This is a genomic window from Nonomuraea fuscirosea (assembly GCF_035917475.1).
GTDB lineage: Bacteria > Actinomycetota > Actinomycetes > Streptosporangiales > Streptosporangiaceae > Nonomuraea > Nonomuraea fuscirosea.
The window spans coordinates 11471877-11487003 of the sequence record NZ_CP109074.1 but is presented as its reverse complement, the minus strand read 5'-3'; the positions used below and the strand labels follow the sequence as shown (position 1 = coordinate 11487003).

Below are 15127 nucleotides of genomic sequence, written 5' to 3'. Positions count from 1 at the left end.
GGCTCCCCTCTCACGCCGCTCCGCCGTTGGCGTACAGGACCTGGCCGTTGACCCAGCGTCCGGGCCCGGCGAGGAAGGCGACGACCTCGGCGATGTCCTCCGGGGTGCCGAGCCGTTCCATCGGGTTCATCGCGGCGGTACGGTCGATGACCTCCTGGCTCTTGCCCTCGAAGAACAGCGGCGTCGCGGTCGGACCGGGCGCCACGGCGTTGACTGTGATGTCCCGGCCGCGCAGCTCGCGGGCGAGGATCAGCGTGAGCGCCTCCGCGGCGCCCTTGGACGCGGCGTAGGCGCCGTAGCTCGGCAGCTGCAGCCGGGTGACCGAGGTGGAGAAGTTGATGATCGCTCCCCCGGCGCGCAGGCGCCGGGCCGCGAGCTGGTCGACGACGAACGTCCCGCGGACGTTGGTGCGCTGGACGCGGTCGAAGGTGTCGAGGTCCATCTGCGCGACGGGCGCGAGCGGCATGATGCCCGCGGTGTGAACGAGCACGTCGAGCCCGCCGAACTCCTGCTCCGCGACGTCGAACACGGCGGCCATCGCCGTCTCGTCCGCCACGTCCCCGCCCGCGACGACGGCGCGGCCCCCGGCGCGCGTGACCGCCTTCGCCGTCTCCTCGGCGCGGTCCCTGCTGCCCGCGTAGTGCACGACGACGGCGAAACCGTCGGCGGCCAGCCGTTCCGCGCTCGCCCTGCCGATGCCGCCGGACCCGCCGGTGACCAGCGCGACGCGTTCTTTGTTGTTCGCCATGTCAGAGTCTCCTCCGATAAGATATGAACAAGTCGTCCACATACGACGATAGCACCGAAATGAACAAGTCGTCCATAAAAGGGGTGGGGATGTCCGAGGAGACTGCCGCTCGGCGCGGCCGGGGCCGCCGGCCGGCCGCAGAGGTACGCGCCGCTGTGCTCGCGGCGGCCGGGCGCATCCTGCTGCAGGACGGCATGCAGGCGGTGACGTTCGACCGGGTCGCGGTGGAGGCCGGTTCGAGCAAGACGACCCTGTACAAGTGGTGGCCGTCGCCGGGCGTGCTCGCGGCCGAGGCGTACTTCGCTCTGAGCCGGCGGACGCTGGAGTTCCCCGACACCGGTGACATACGTGCCGATCTGATCGCCCAGCTCAAGGCGTTCGTCCGCTATCTGAAGGAGGAAGGCGCGGAGAAGCCCGTCAGCGAACTGCTCGGCGCGGCCCAGCTCGACCCGGGCCTGGCCCGGGCCTGGTCGGAGAGTTACGCCCTGCCGCGGCGCGCACTCGCCCGGGAACGGCTGCGCGTGGCTGTGCGGCAGGGGCAGGTGCGGGAGGACGCGGACCTGGACATCATCGTGGATCAGCTCTGGGGGGCCTGTTATCACCGGTTACTGGTGTTGCGGGTGCCTTTCGACGAGTCGCTCGTCGAGCGCCTGGTCGATCAGGCCCTGTACGGCTCGGCACCTCACGGGGACCGCCCCTGACAGCTCGGCTCCGCCGCCGACCGTTCCGCGATACTTGGAAGATCTTTTGGGCTTCTGCTGACCGCTCCTTTGCCGCCCCTGTCACGCTGAGGGCCGTGACCAACGATCTCATCGACGTCCGGACCCGCCTGGTTTCGCCCAACCGGCTGCACCAGGTGGCGGCCCTGCTCAACATGCCGTACCTCGACGAGACCACAACGCACGAGGACGACGCTCCGCCGACCCAGCAGGCGCTGTACACCAGAATCGCCGACTGGACCCGGCTGTCGGCGCAGACGGCCGGCCTATCCGGCGTATCGGACGGGCATCAGATCACCGAGCGATTCGCGTACCTCATCGAGTACACCGACCAGCACGCCAAAGGCTGGCACCAGCCTCCCGGCGAGTACACCGACGGCGTCGTCCAGGCCGAAACGGCCGAGACGGTCGCCCAGAGCGTCCTTCCTCGCTACATCACTCACCTGGCCCAACACCGTGACGAATACCACCTGTGGTTGACGGCCACGTTCACCCTGCGCGCGAGCGTGTGGCACATCGACGACGCGGAGAGGGAGCGTCGCGGCCGCCGCGCCGGCTGGGCCTCGGCAGCGTCCACCTACAACCAGGTCGGAATCCCTCCTCACGCCATCGAAGTCCGCACACCCAGCCAAATCCGCCACGTCATTGACGACGTGATCGAGGGGTGGTGACGTTGCCGGCGGTCAGTCTGCCAGTCGGGAGAGGGCCAGTTCGTGGGCGTGGTCGAGGGTGGCTGCAGACGAAGGCGACGGTGTCCGGGTCGCCGCCCCGGTTGTCGCGAAGGTCCACGATCAGCGCCCGGGCGCGGGAGGCCAGGGTGAGCGCGGCGGTCAGCGGTTCGGCGGCCCGATCGAGCGGGAACAGCATCGGCGCCGGCTTCACCACGGCGACCCTCCGTCGAGCAGTTCCACCCGAGGTGCGCCGCCCAGCAAGGTGTCGAAGTCCCGGCGGATGGACTCCAAGGTCGCCGCGCCCTCTCCGGGGGACACCGGGTCGGCGTGGAACTTCAACCTCAGGTGCTTGTCGTCGTTGACGGACTGCAGGTCCGCGGTGACCAGCCGGGCGAGCTCCTCGGCGCCGTCAACGTCGTAGGCGCCCTCGGCGAGGCGTCGTCGCAGCAGGTCGGCGAGCTGCTCGGCTGTCTCGGGGAACACGTAGTACTCGGTGAGCAGCCGGGCTGCGGCATTTGTGCCACGATGATCGCAACGTTCCGGCGGGGGAGGTTGCTTGGTCGTTTTCGCCTGTGCGGGGTGCGGGGCCGTGGTGACCGCGAAGGTGGCGCGGGTGGTGCTGCCCGATCACGCTGACCAGAAGTACGGGCATGGCCTGCTCTCCGGCCTGTTGGAGCCGGGGACGTACGCGGCGGACCCCGGAGACGGCCGGCCTTGGCGACCCTTGCAGCCGCCCGAGCCGGAAGAGCATGGCGTCCGGCTGCAGACGTACTGCATCACGGGCCCTCCGGACCGGATCGGGATCGCGCCGGGTGACGTCCGTGGGACCGTCTTCATCCCGGATCGGCTGGGCGGCTGCTGTTGCGGCTGGGACGGCCAGGACGGACCCAACCTCGCCTGCGCGGAATGCGGCCGTCCGGTGGCGACCCGCGTGGACGACTGCGGGTTCTGGCAGGCGGTGTGGCTGGAGGCGGACGCCGTACGTCCCGTCGCCGTCGCCGGCCCCGTCCAGCGGGTGATGGGCTGGGAGGAACTGCCGAGGACGCCGCCCGTCGGCCAGCGTGGGTACTGGAGCCCTCAGTGGGAGGCCGCCGTCGCGGTGGCACTGGCACACCTGGTGGTGGTTTCAGGTGGTGAGCGGGTGGTTGTCCCGGACGGGCCTGTCGCCGTGGCGTTACGCCGGGCGATCGACATCCTGCTCCCTCCAGGGCTTCCCGAACGACACCTCGGCCTCGCCGGGCCCGGCCTGCCCGCCACCTCGGAGATCGCCTTGGTGCCACGGCATCCGCAGACCGGTGAGCTGTGGCCGTGCGAGGCGGGCGCGGTGGTGCCGCTGGCCGCGGACGTGTGGACGTACCTGGCCTTCCACGACGAACGGCGGCTCGTGCCCGCGGCATACGGAATGCCCGCCGGCGTTCGCCGCGACGATCCGCCCCCGCTACTGCCGAACTCTCTGTTCCGCCCTGGTGGGCAGGTGTTTCTCAACACGCTAAAACGGCTGACGGTGGTTCAGCCGCCGTGGTTGCAGCGCATCTGTGACCGGGTGAAAGACCGTCCGTACGCGGACCCGTTCTGGTAGACGTCAGACCTCGCAGCTCTGACCCTCCTCAGCTGTCGCGGAGGGTTACTTGACGGCGAACTGCGGGGACGCCCTGTGGAGATCAGGCGTGCTCTCGTCTCAGGTGGGTGGGCGTTCGTCGATGAGGAGCGAGCTGGTGCTCGTTCCCCACGCTCATCGCCGGCCTGGTCACATGTCCGCGATGAGCTTGTCCACTCGCTCGTCCACGCTCCGGAACGGGTCCTTGCACAGCACGGTCCGCTGCGCCTGATCGTTCAGCTTCAGGTGGACCCAGTCCACGGTGAAGTCGCGCCGCTTCTCCTGCGCCTTGCGGATGAACTCACCGCGCAACCGCGCCCGGGTCGTCTGCGGCGGCACCGACTTCGCCTCGAAGATCTTGATATCGGCGGCCACCCGCTCCACGGCCCCGCGCCGCTGCAGCAGGTAGAACAGCCCCCGATTGCGATGCACGTCGTGATAGGCCAGGTCGAGCTGCGACACTCGCGGAGACGACAGCGGCAGATCGTACTTCTTGCGATAACGCTCGATCAGCTGGTACTTGATGACCCAGTCGATCTCGCGGGACACCAGCCCCAGGTCCCCGGTCTCCACCGCGCGCAAAGTGCGTTCCCACAGGTCCAGCACCCGGTGGGTGATCGGGTCGCCGCCGTGCCGGTCCACGAAGTCCATCGCCTTGCCCAGGTAGTCCTGCTGGATCTCCAGGGCCGACGCCTCGCGTCCGTTCGCCAGCCGGACCCGCCGCCGCCCGGTCATGTCGTGGGAGACCTCGCGGATCGCCCGGATCGGGTTCTCCAGGCTCAGGTCGCGCATCATGACTCCGGCCTCGACCATGCGCAGCACCAGGTCGGTCGCGCCGACCTTGAGCAGCATCGTGGCCTCGCTCATGTTCGCGTCGCCGACGATCACGTGCAGGCGGCGGAACCGTTCGGCGTCGCCGTGCGGCTCGTCGCGGGTGTTGATGATCGGCCGGGACCGGGTGGTCGCCGACGACACGCTCTCCCAGATGTGCTCGGCGCGCTGCGACACGCAGTAGACGGCGCCGCGCGGCGTCTGCAGCACCTTGCCCGCCCCGCAGATGAGCTGCCGGGTGACCAGGAACGGGATCAGCACGTCGGCCAGCGCCCCGAACTCGCCGTGCCGGCCCACGCAGTAGTTCTCGTGGCAGCCGTACGAGTTGCCGGCCGAGTCGGTGTTGTTCTTGAACAGGTAGACCTCGCCGGAGATGCCCTCCTCGCGCAGCCGCCTCTCGGCGTCCACCCGCAGGCCCTCCAGGATGCGTTCCCCCGCCTTGTCGTGCGTGACCAGCTCGACCAGGTTGTCGCACTCGGGGGTGGCGTACTCGGGGTGACTGCCGACGTCCAGGTAGAGGCGGGCGCCGTTGCGCAGGAACACGTTGCTCGACCGGCCCCAGGACACGACCCCACGGAACAGGTATCGGGCCACCTCGTCCGGGGACAGCCTGCGCTGGCCGCGGAACGTGCAGGTGACGCCGTATTCGGTCTCCACGCCAAAGATGCGCCGATCCATCACCTCACACTACTCTGATCCGTCCCGCACCGCCGTGGGGATGATCTTGGATGGGGTACGGGTGCCGTTCACCAGGACGCAGGCGCTGAGCGACGTCGTGCGACGCGCAGCACAGCGGCGCCGCACAGGTACAAGAGCACCCCGCGCCAAGGGAGCCCGGTCGGGCCGTGGTAGCCGGGGCCGGCCACGGCGACGAGGAGCAGCCCGGCCACCACGGCGACCGATCCGCCTACGGTCGCGCCGTCACGCCACAGATCGCGTTCGACGGAACGCAGCCTTGTCACGCGCAGTTCGATCCGCGCGAAGAGCGCGACCAGGACGACGAGAGCCAGGACGCAAGCCGCTATCCACGGCGCGCGCCACAGCACCCACGCCGCGGACTGCGGCGGCGGCTGCCGCAGCACCCCGGTCGGATACAGCAGCGCGGCCGCGATCGCCGCCGCCGTCATGTGCCAGAGGAACACGGTCAGGATGACCGCGTTGACCGCGACGACCACGCGCCACGGGCCGGTCCGGCGAAGCCACCGGTTGGCCGCGGGCGTGAGAGCCAGGATCAAGGCGATCTGCGTGATGGCGAGCGTCATCAGCGCCAGGGTCGGCGGAGCCGTGTTGTGCCCGACCATGGCGACCGGGTACGGGCCCACCACGGTCAGCCCGACCAGGGCGACCAGGCCACCGGCCACCACCGCGAGCGCCTTCCCGGTGCTCAGCCGCAGCAGCCCGTCCCGCCAGCAGAAGCCGAGCTGGTAGATCGCCATCCAGGCGAGCAGATAGGTGCTCAGACCGACGACCGGCACGTGCAGGCCCCTGCGCAGCAGGTCGGCGATGGCGACGAGCAGCACCATCACGCCCGGGACGGCGAGCCCCGCACGGCGGTGCAGCGCGTGCAGCAACGGCGTGAGCAACATCAGGACGAGGTACGCCAGCAGGAACCACAGCGGAATGGAGGCCAGCCACGCCGCGTGACCGACCAGCTGGCTGTTCACCCCGGCTGCCATCGCGGCCAGTGACACCAGCGGCAGCACCAGGAACAGCGCGGTCGCCGGCCGGAGCAACCGGTCGGTCCGCTTCAGCACCCAGCCGACGCCGTCACCTCCGGAGGCGCGGTGCGAGGCCATCGAGGCGCCGGCGGCGTAGCCACCGACCAGGAAGAAGATCGGCATCACCTGGAACAGCCAGGTGACCGGATCCATCCACCGCAGGAGGTCCAGCGCGTTGTAGCCGGCCAGCCGCCCGTCCCGGTAGGTCACGGCGACGACGAACCAGTGCCCGAACACCACCAGGCAGATGGCCAGCGCGCGCCACAGGTCGACGCCGCGCTCGCGGCTGTCCGGCGTACGTACCGCCAGGTCGCGCACCAGCGCCGCCAACCCCCGCATGACTGCAACCCTCGCCCACCTGGATCATCGCGCGACACTTCGCCACCGAAGCGAGAGGCGCTGTTGACCCTGTCCCCCTGACCTGCGGTTTCTAACCGCGGTCGGCGGCCGGCGGGCGGGGCAGTACGGCGAGGGCCGTCGCGGCTATGCCGGTCAGCGTCTCCTCGCTCGCTCCCGCCTTGCCCAGCGCCTCGATGCCGCGCAGGACGGCGAGCACCAGCGCGGCCAGCTTTCCCGGATCCGCGTCCGCGTCGATGTCGCCGTTGCGCTGGCAGGCGGCGATGTCGTCCTCCAGTAACGCCCGCAGCGCCTCGATGGTCGCGTGCGCCCGCTTGGCCACGGTCTCGTCGTGTTCGGCCAGCTCGGCAGTGCCTTTGGCCAGCAGGCAGCCGCGGCGGGCGGTGTCCGCCGCGGTCGCGGCCGCCACCGCGTGCACGTGGGCGGACAGCCGCGCGTAGGCGTCCGCGTCGCTGCCGCACAACTGCTTGCTCACACCGTCGACGACGGCACCGCAGTAGTCGTCGAACACGCGGTGGAACAGCTCCTGCTTCCCGCCGAACGCCCCGTACAGGCTGCCCTTGCCGAGTCCCGTCGCCTCGGCGATGTCGTCCATGCGGGTGGCGGCGTACCCACCCGACCAGAACCGCTCCCGAGCGGTGTCCAGCACCTGCTGCTCGTCGAATTTCCTGGGACGCGCCATGGACACAGCCTACCCATTCTTGACTCACTCGTCCAGAACGATTAGCGTTCTGGACGAGCCAGTAAAGAACTCAGCATCGGGGGCATCATGACGGACGTACTCGCCGGCAAGGTAGCGGTGGTCACCGGAGCCAACAGCGGCATCGGGCTGGCCATCGCCAAGCAGTTCGCCGCGGAGGGAGCACGGGTGTTCCTGACGGGCCGCCGCCAGGAGCCGCTCGACGCGGCCGTCGCCGAGATCGGACCGGCGGCCACCGGTGTGCGGGCCGACGTCTCCGTACAGACCGACCTCGACCACCTCTACTCGGTCGTACGCGAGCAGGCCGGCCGCATCGACGTGCTGATCGCCAACGCCGGTAGCGCCGTCCCGCAGCGCCTCGGTGAGATCACCGAGGAAGCCGTCGACGCCACCTTCGGCACGAACGTGAAAGGCACGATCTTCACCGTCCAGAAGGCACTGCCGCTGCTGTCGGGCGGCGCCTCGATCGTCGTGATCGGATCCACCAACTCTCTGCGCGCCGGCCCTGGCCTGGAGATCTACGGCGCGTCGAAGGCGGCGGTACGCAACCTGGTGCGCAGCTGGGCGCTCAGCGCGCAGGAACGGAAGTTCCGGGTGAACGTCCTGAGCCCCGGCCCGACCGAAACCCCTGGCCTGAAGGGCGCCGCAGGCCCGGAGTACCGCCGGCTCGCCTCGGTGGTGCCGCTCGGCAGAATCGCCGACCCGGACGAGATCGCCGCCGTGGCGACGTTCCTCGCCTCGGACGCTTCCAGCTTCGTCAACGGCGCCGAATGGTTCGTCGACGGCGGCCAGGCACAGGTCTGACCGCCTGCCGGGCAACCGTTGGCGGGCTCCAGCGGGTCATTACGGGAGCCGGTACGACGGGAAGGGCACGGCTGATGCGAGACAAGGCGGATTTCGTGGCATTTGTCGAGGCGCGCTCGCCACGGCTGTTACGAACCGCGTACCTGCTCTGCCGTGACTGGACGCAGGCCGAGGACCTGCTGCAGACCGCGCTGGTACGCGCGTGGCGGGCCTGGGGCCGCGTGGGTGAGCACCCGGACGCCTACGTGTCCCGGGTCCTGGTCAACACGCATCTGTCCTGGCGGCGCCGGTTATGGTGGCGCGAGCTGCCGACAGACACACCGCCAGAAACCGTCGTACCGGACGACGAGATCGGCATGACCGACGAGCGGGCGGTGCTCTGGGCGGCGCTGGGCCGCCTGCCGCCCCGCCAGCGGGCGGTCCTGGTGCTGCGCTTCTTCGAGGACCTGCCCGAATCCGTCGTGGCCGAGATCCTGAACTGCTCCATCGGCACCGTCAAAAGCCAGAGCAGCAAGGCGCTGGCCAAGCTGCGCATCGACCCCGAGATCGCGCCGCCGGCGGTGGCGTCCCGTACGGAAGGAGATCGGCGATGACGCCGGCCCTGCGCAAGCTGCGTGATCTGTTCGACGACATGAGCGCCGACGCGCCGGACAACCATCGGCGTATCGCCCAGCTCGAACGGCGCATCCGCGACGACAACCGCCGCCGCGCCTTTGCTGTGGCAGGGGTGACCCTGCTCACCGCCGCCGGCGTCCTCATCCCCGCGTTCCTCCTTCCCGGCCTGGCCGCCCCGCCGCGCGAGACGACGACGGCCGTCCAGCCGGCGGCTGAGCTGCCGCCCCGGTTCACCTCGGGCGACGGCTCCGCCTACCGCCGTCTGGCCTCGGCCACGCTCAAGGCGAAGTCGAAGGGAGAGAAGAAGGCGTCGCTCACGGTCCCGGTCTCGGGCAAGCCGTTGGAGGTGGCCGCGCTGTGCCCGGAGGGCAACCCCGCCGACCTGGCGAGACCGCGGGTCATCGTGAACGGCGAGCCGTCCAGCAACGGGTTCCAGCAGTGCCTGACCAGGCAGGGAACGCGGATGGTCCTGGGCTCGGTGAGCGCGCCCAAGGGGGCCGAGCAGGTCACGATCACGTTCGACATCACCGATTGGGGCTGCGTCCGCAAGAAGGACGAACCATGCCCGACCCGAACATTCTTACAGCCCACCGACTGGCCATTGGCGGTCTACGAGTACACGCCGCCGGCCCGGCCGGTCGAGCCGGACCCGGTCGAGGCCTTTCCCGCCAGGCGGGAGACCCTGAAGCTGGCCGGCCAGGCGTCGGGGGTGTGGCCGCGCAAGTCGTCCTTCGCGCTGACGGTCACGAGTCCGGGCGGCTACTTCGGCATCGATCACCTGTGTACGGGCGATCTGGTGGATCGGCTCTCCATCTCGTACCAGATCGGCGACGAACCCTCCCAAGGGGAACGGGTCTGCGGTCACCGGACCCTGAACGACACGAACGCGCTGCTGTGGAGCGAGAAGGTCCCCAAGGGCACGAAGATCACCATCTCGGGCAAGGTACGGATGCGCGGAGGCCACCCCAACCGGCAGACCCGCTGGTCGGTGGGGGTGTATTCGAGCAAGATAGTCAAGCTCGCCCGCTGAGCCCCCATATCCAGCAGCCGCACGCCCCGGCCCGCCGTAGCGGGCCGAGGCGCCCGGCGTCGCCTATCCGATGCTCTTGCGCGGCGCGGTCCACGTGTTGCAGGAGTCGAGTCGCCCGCTACCGAACCCACGATCCAGCCATACTCCGTACGCCTTGAGGTCCTTCTCCCTCTTGTACATCACCATGAAGTCGGACCACGACGGCAAGGTGGCGCGGGTCGCTCGCAGCGCGACCGCGGCGAAGCAGCCCGCCTGGTCCTCGTTCCTGTTCTCGGCCAGCGCCTCCTCGTCCTTGTTCGCCGCATCGGCCTGGACCTCACTCAGGTATTCCAGAATGCCGGCCAGGTGCTGGATGTAATGAGCGTGCTCGTGGGCGACGAGATGCGCGGCCCACATCCCGTTCCAGGAACCCCAGGTGTCGGGCTCGGCGAGTACGTAATACGTCTTGTTGGCCGGGCAGTAGGTGCCGTGTGCGCCTGGTGCGGGCATCTTCCCGGCACAAGCTTTGACGCTGATCCGCGCCTTCAGAAATCGACGCTCAGGCGCTTTGTAGGTCTTACGCATCTTGGCGAACTGCTTCGCCCATATCCGATCGAGGCAGCCACTCATGCTCTTCATGTAGCGTCGCATCGAGTCCCAGTCATCATCTCGCAGACGGGGTAACTCGCACTTCGTACTGGCGATACGAGACGTCCGGTAGAGCGGATTTGTTGGCCCCGCATCTTCCGGAGAAACTGAGAACTCAGCGTGCACGACCGGTTTCCTGGGCGCCACCTGGAGGCTCGGCGGCCGTTCCTCCGTCGGAGTACAACCGAGCAGACCGCCCAACGTACCAAGCAGAACCAAGCCGCTGATGGGCTGCCTTAGCGATGTTGTGGCCTTGGGCGATGCCGAAGGGAGTCGCCTGCCCGTTTGATCCCTTGATTTCACGAGAAGACATGATCCGGCATCGCGACCTACAACGAGGAGAAACTCACCGTCACATTCAGGTCACGGAAGCGAAGCGAGAACCACCCGGGAGCGCGGGTCCGACTCATACATCTCTGAGGGTAAGAGTCTCCGCTACGAGCGAGCACTGGATCTCGTCCATGTCTATATCGAAGCAAGTTTGGCCGGAAATATCCTGATAGAAGATTCCCTCTAAAGAGGTTGCCGCTCGTGGTTCATAGTCAGCGGGAAGCTCCATCTTCAGACTCCTGATCCCACCGAACTCCAACTCGACAGGATGCGGCTGAACACCGGTCGCTCGCCAGTCGCCATAATAGGCGAAACCGATCGTCAGCGTCGAACTTCCGGGAGAGATCGTCAACCTCTCGATCTCGGCCAGATTATGGAGATCTACGAGTCCCTCGTCCGTCATGAATTCCACTTCAGGACCCGGCGCCCATCGCCGCAATCCAATAAACGACGCCATCGCAGATACTCCCCATGTCGTTGCAGTAATGTGTTACGGATCTCAGATTGTTCCAGCCCCCAGAACGGGGTGTCACTTCTATTTCGTGCTCGACCGAAGCGGCTCACCTACGGGTGTCGTCCTAATCGCCCCCACCGGACCGTCTCCGAGCGAGACCGCCAGCACCGCACCAGTGCAACTGGCCCGTTACGCCGTCTGCCGCCCGCTCCGCTTCGCCCAACACCATGACATCCGTAAGATGTGTGACCCACGTATCGGATGTGACCTAAGGGGCATAAGTGACCGGCCTTTCCCGCAGAGCCCTTCTCGCGGCAGCACCGGCGACGCTGATCGCCGCGCGACCGGCCCAGGCGGCGCCACCCGCCCCTGTCGTACGCACGTCGGGAACCGCACCGACGCAACTGGCGGGATACGACAACGCGGTCAAGAAGTTCGTCCTGGACCGCCGGATCAGGGCCGCCCAACTGGCCATCATGAAGAACGGCAAGATCCTGCTCGCACGCGGCTACACCTACGACGACTACTCCAGGGCGCCGGCCGTACCCACCCCGACGTCGCTGTTCCGCATCGCCAGCCTGAGCAAGAACATCACCTCGGCCGCCATCATGCGCCTCGTCCAGGACGGCAAGCTGAGCCTGTCGGCCAAGGTCACCCAGCTGCTCGGCCTCACCCCGGCCGACGCCCGGATGGAGCAGGTCACCGTGCTCCGTCTCATGCAGCACCTCGGCGGCTGGGACCGCGACGTCTCCAAGGACCAGCTCTGGCTCGACCACACCATCTCGGCCGCGCTCGACGTACCGCTGCCGATCGGGCACGACGACATCATCCGGTACGCCACCGCCCGCCCCCTCGACCACGCCCCGGGCACCAAGATGGTCTACAGCAACTACGGCTACCTCCTGCTCGGCCGCATCATCGAAAAGGCCTCGGGGCAGCCCTACGAGACGTACATCAAGACCAAGCTGCTCAAACCACTCGGCATCACCCGCATGCGACTCGGCGCAAGCCTCAGAAGCGACGCCGCACCCGGCGAAGTCGCCTACGAGTCCCAGTACACGAACAAGACAGTCCTGGACACTTCCGGCACCACCGTCCCGTACCCCTACGGCGGCTTCAACATGCCCAACCAGGACGCCAACGGCGGCTGGCTCGCCTCCGCCGTGGACCTGGTCCGCTGGACCCTCGCCTTCGACCGGCCGGGCACCGTGCTCAGCTCGACCTCGATCGCCAAACTGGTGGCCAAGCCGGAGACCGGCGTCAACGAGTACGGCTCCTGGTACGGCGGCGGCTGGTGGTGCCGCCAGGTCACCGGCCACCTCAACACCTGGCACAACGGCTCGATGCCGGGCACGTTCACCTACCTCGCCCGGCTCCAGAACGGCTTCAGCTACGCCGTACTGTTCAACCGGCGCGAGGAGAGCGGCACCCTCGACTACGACACGATCGACGACGACATGAACAAGGTGACGGTGTCCTCCTGGCCCACCACCGACCTCACCTCGAAATACTTCTGACCTAAGCAACTCCGTCCCGGCGGATATGCCGTCACGCCGTGCGCATCCGCCGGGACCGCGCCGGACGAACCTGCACCAACACCGGATTGCGAACCGCAGGCGCTGCCCCTGCCCCAGCGCGGGCACCCGTCACCCACAGCGCTGTCCTACGCGCGGACCCTCTTCCTGCGCGCCGAGCCGATACGAACAGTGATCGCATGGATACTGGATGCCATGCGCGTCGACTTCGATCCCGCAGCGGTAGGCCCAACGGCTTTCTACCGGTTCCTGACATCGGTCGTTGTTCCCCGCCCGATCGCCTGGGTCTCCACCATCACCCCCGATGGAGCGGTGGAGAACCTCGCCCCGCATTCGTTCTTCAGCATCGCCAGTACCGACCCGCCGATCGTGCAGTTCACGTCGATCGGCCGCAAGGACTCGCTGCGCAACGTCGAGGACACCGGCGAGTTCGTGGTCAACTTCTCCCCCGAGCCGATGCTGCACCTGATCCGCGACACTGCCACCGACTTTCCCCGGACCGTCAGCGAGTTCAACACCGCCGGCATCGAGCGGGAAGCCAGCCGCTGCGTGCGGCCCTCCCGTGTGGCCGCCGCTCCCGTCGTCCTGGAATGCCGTTCCCACACCACCTTGCGCATGGGAAACTCCACCCTTGTGTTCGGCCGGGTCTTTTTCGCGGCGGTGCACGAGGAGTACCTCCTCAACGGCCGCCCCGACGCCAGGCGGCTACGGCCGCTGACCAAGCTCGGCGGTGACGAGTGGGGCACGCTGGGCGAAATCCTGCACCTGAACCGCATCCCTTACGAGGAGCCTCAACCCGGCTGACCCAGGCCGAGCGCTAGGCGGGATGTAGCCGTAACGCCAGGCGAAGATGCTGTCGGCGCCGTGGCGGGTCTCGACCAGACAGAGGCCGTCGTTCGTCAGGTGATGAAAAAAGTGATCTTTCAGAAAGGCCTGATCTGAACGGTTTCAGACCAGGCCTATGGGTTTAGTTGTGGGTTGCTTCCTGTCTGGCTAGGTTGATGAGTCGTTGGAGTGTGATAAGCCAGTTCAGGTTTTCGCGATGTAGAGCGGTGAAATGGTCGTGCATGTGCCAGCGGAGGCCGCCGACTTCATCGCCGAGGGCGGCGGAGTCCTGTCGCACCTCGGTGCACTGGTTGGCGATCTCGGCGCGGAGTTCGGCGAGCTCGTTCAGCACCAGAAGGAAGCCGATCGCGGTGGCGTCCGCGCCGGCGCGGGTGTTCGTCTCAAGCGTCCCGATGCGTTGCATCAGCTCGAGGAACCGTGCTTCTGAGTTCACGCACATCCTTCCCTTACCAGGTGAGATAGGGGATCCCGGGTCGGCCTTTTGACGACGCCGGGCCTGTTGATGAGCACAGTGACATACGTCTGGACGAGTGCGGACGCACAAGCCACGGCGGGTGTGAATTTTTCTCCCGAACTTCGGCGTGTTTTCCTCCACGGGGTGCGTTCTTCCGCCCAGAGATGCGCGGGCGAAATAGCCCAAGTAGGGATAAAGATGAGGCAATTGCTGGACGTTCTTGAGAATGAGGGCTAGGTAAAATTTTTTGTGAGCCAGTCCGTACGGTACGTCGCCCAGCCGGATGTGTCTGGCGTGCCGGTGATCGCGGAGTTCCGGACGATCCTGCAGCCAAGGTGCCGCATGACGAGCACCATGCTGGAGTACTACTGCGGTTCCCCAGAGACGACGCCCCCGCTACTCTTTGGGCGACCAAGCGATGCGGCCCGACGGGCTTCCGCATTCGTCCGTATGCGTACGGCTCCGGCCGGAGCGGATAGGCCCCTACCCGCACGGGTATTCTCGTGCTGCCCTGGGGGACATCTGTGACGGCGCTGCGGCTGTCTGTCGAGAACCTACTCGCCTCTCCCAACGAGGCCATCCTGGCGGAAGCCATCTGGTCGAGATGCTCGTGAAGTACGGACTGCCGCCGACCAGCAAGCGTGCCGACGTAGTGTTCGCCGGCGTGCATCCGCGAACCGGCGAAGACTCCTATGTCGTGATCGAACTCAAGCAGTGGAGCCGCAGTGAGCCCACTACTGCCCTGGTACAGACAACGCAACGCCACAGGAGCGCTCCTTCGGAACGACGGCCGACGTAGCGGTCGGCAGACGGACGGGGGCGAAGGGTGGTGCGAGCCGTACTGTAGCGATCATTGCTTGACAGATTAGGACAGATCAGGCCAGTAGCCGTGCGCAGCCATAAACTGGCGTCTCCTCTGGCCGAACCGCGGACCCGCGTTCGAAGCTGACGCGGTGGCGCTGGTGGTCGAACCGGAAAAGCCGGTCACATGATCAAGAGCCGTCGCGAAAGCGAGAAGACCTGGAGGCCGAATTTCCGCGATCGCAGGCCAGAGAGTCGAGGCTGCGCTCAAACTGGTGCTGGAGCCATTC

The 15127-nt window shown here is 67.6% G+C and carries 16 protein-coding genes; 8 read left to right on the top strand and 8 right to left on the bottom strand.

Annotation, left to right across the window (positions count from 1 at the left end; all coding sequences use genetic code 11):
* Positions 1 to 10 precede the first annotated feature (10 nt).
* Positions 11 to 748 (bottom strand): SDR family oxidoreductase, encoded by a 738-nt coding sequence (locus OIE67_RS53035; protein WP_326634786.1) that lies wholly within the window; start codon positions 746 to 748, stop codon positions 11 to 13.
* An 89-nt stretch (positions 749 to 837) separates the two neighbouring features.
* On the opposite strand from OIE67_RS53035, the gene OIE67_RS53030 reads away from it, so the two are divergent.
* A complete protein-coding gene (locus OIE67_RS53030) occupies positions 838 to 1449 on the top strand; it encodes a TetR/AcrR family transcriptional regulator (protein WP_326634785.1) in 612 nt (203 codons plus the stop codon).
* Positions 1450 to 1544: 95 nt separating this feature from the next.
* Complete coding sequence (locus tag OIE67_RS53025) at positions 1545 to 2138, top strand: hypothetical protein (RefSeq protein ID WP_326634784.1); 594 nt, start codon at positions 1545 to 1547, stop codon at positions 2136 to 2138.
* Positions 2139 to 2345: 207 nt separating this feature from the next.
* Here OIE67_RS53025 and OIE67_RS53020 read toward each other — a convergent pair whose 3' ends face one another.
* Positions 2346 to 2639, bottom strand: coding sequence for a S41 family peptidase (locus tag OIE67_RS53020; RefSeq protein WP_326645768.1), 294 nt, complete (start codon positions 2637 to 2639; stop codon positions 2346 to 2348).
* Between the two features lie 88 nt (positions 2640 to 2727).
* Between OIE67_RS53020 and OIE67_RS53015 the strand changes: the two genes are divergently transcribed.
* Positions 2728 to 3717, top strand: coding sequence for a hypothetical protein (locus OIE67_RS53015; RefSeq protein ID WP_326634783.1), 990 nt, complete (start codon positions 2728 to 2730; stop codon positions 3715 to 3717).
* A 168-nt stretch (positions 3718 to 3885) separates the two neighbouring features.
* Here OIE67_RS53015 and pafA read toward each other — a convergent pair whose 3' ends face one another.
* The 3 genes from pafA to OIE67_RS53000 all read right to left on the bottom strand — a co-directional run bounded on the left by pafA (position 3886) and on the right by OIE67_RS53000 (position 7323).
* On the bottom strand, positions 3886 to 5244 hold the full coding sequence (gene pafA / locus OIE67_RS53010) for a Pup--protein ligase (RefSeq protein WP_326634782.1): 1359 nt from the start codon (positions 5242 to 5244) through the stop codon (positions 3886 to 3888).
* 68 nt (positions 5245 to 5312) lie between these two features.
* Complete coding sequence (locus tag OIE67_RS53005; RefSeq protein WP_326634781.1) at positions 5313 to 6623, bottom strand: acyltransferase family protein; 1311 nt, start codon at positions 6621 to 6623, stop codon at positions 5313 to 5315.
* 91 nt (positions 6624 to 6714) lie between these two features.
* Positions 6715 to 7323: a TetR/AcrR family transcriptional regulator gene (locus OIE67_RS53000; RefSeq protein WP_326634780.1), complete on the bottom strand. Its 609-nt coding sequence runs from the start codon at positions 7321 to 7323 to the stop codon at positions 6715 to 6717.
* 87 nt (positions 7324 to 7410) lie between these two features.
* Here OIE67_RS53000 and OIE67_RS52995 point away from each other — a divergent pair, with 87 nt between their 5' ends.
* The 3 genes from OIE67_RS52995 (at position 7411) to OIE67_RS52985 (ending at position 9790) form a co-directional block, all read left to right on the top strand.
* Positions 7411 to 8145, top strand: a complete 735-nt coding sequence (locus tag OIE67_RS52995; RefSeq protein WP_326634779.1) for an SDR family NAD(P)-dependent oxidoreductase — start codon at positions 7411 to 7413, stop codon at positions 8143 to 8145.
* Between the two features lie 95 nt (positions 8146 to 8240).
* Entirely contained in the window at positions 8241 to 8738 is a 498-nt protein-coding gene (locus OIE67_RS52990; RefSeq protein ID WP_326634778.1) for a SigE family RNA polymerase sigma factor, read from the top strand.
* Positions 8735 to 9790 (top strand): hypothetical protein, encoded by a 1056-nt coding sequence (locus OIE67_RS52985; protein WP_326634777.1) that lies wholly within the window; start codon positions 8735 to 8737, stop codon positions 9788 to 9790. The genes OIE67_RS52990 and OIE67_RS52985 overlap by 4 nt, the downstream gene beginning before the upstream one ends.
* 63 nt (positions 9791 to 9853) lie before the next feature.
* Here OIE67_RS52985 and OIE67_RS52980 read toward each other — a convergent pair whose 3' ends face one another.
* Together OIE67_RS52980 and OIE67_RS52975 are read right to left on the bottom strand one after the other, a co-directional pair.
* Positions 9854 to 10420, bottom strand: a complete 567-nt coding sequence (locus OIE67_RS52980) for a neutral zinc metallopeptidase (protein WP_326634776.1) — start codon at positions 10418 to 10420, stop codon at positions 9854 to 9856.
* A 403-nt stretch (positions 10421 to 10823) separates the two neighbouring features.
* Positions 10824 to 11150 (bottom strand): hypothetical protein, encoded by a 327-nt coding sequence (locus OIE67_RS52975; protein ID WP_326634775.1) that lies wholly within the window; start codon positions 11148 to 11150, stop codon positions 10824 to 10826.
* Between the two features lie 332 nt (positions 11151 to 11482).
* On the opposite strand from OIE67_RS52975, the gene OIE67_RS52970 reads away from it, so the two are divergent.
* The gene (locus OIE67_RS52970) at positions 11483 to 12718 is read left to right on the top strand and encodes a serine hydrolase domain-containing protein (RefSeq protein ID WP_326634774.1); all 1236 of its coding nucleotides are present in this window, start codon (positions 11483 to 11485) and stop codon (positions 12716 to 12718) included.
* A 213-nt stretch (positions 12719 to 12931) separates the two neighbouring features.
* Complete coding sequence (locus OIE67_RS52965; RefSeq protein WP_326634773.1) at positions 12932 to 13540, top strand: flavin reductase family protein; 609 nt, start codon at positions 12932 to 12934, stop codon at positions 13538 to 13540.
* 163 nt (positions 13541 to 13703) lie between these two features.
* On the opposite strand, the gene OIE67_RS52960 is transcribed toward OIE67_RS52965, so the two are convergent.
* Positions 13704 to 14015: a hypothetical protein gene (locus OIE67_RS52960; RefSeq protein WP_326634772.1), complete on the bottom strand. Its 312-nt coding sequence runs from the start codon at positions 14013 to 14015 to the stop codon at positions 13704 to 13706.
* Between the last annotated feature and the right edge of the window lie 1112 nt (positions 14016 to 15127).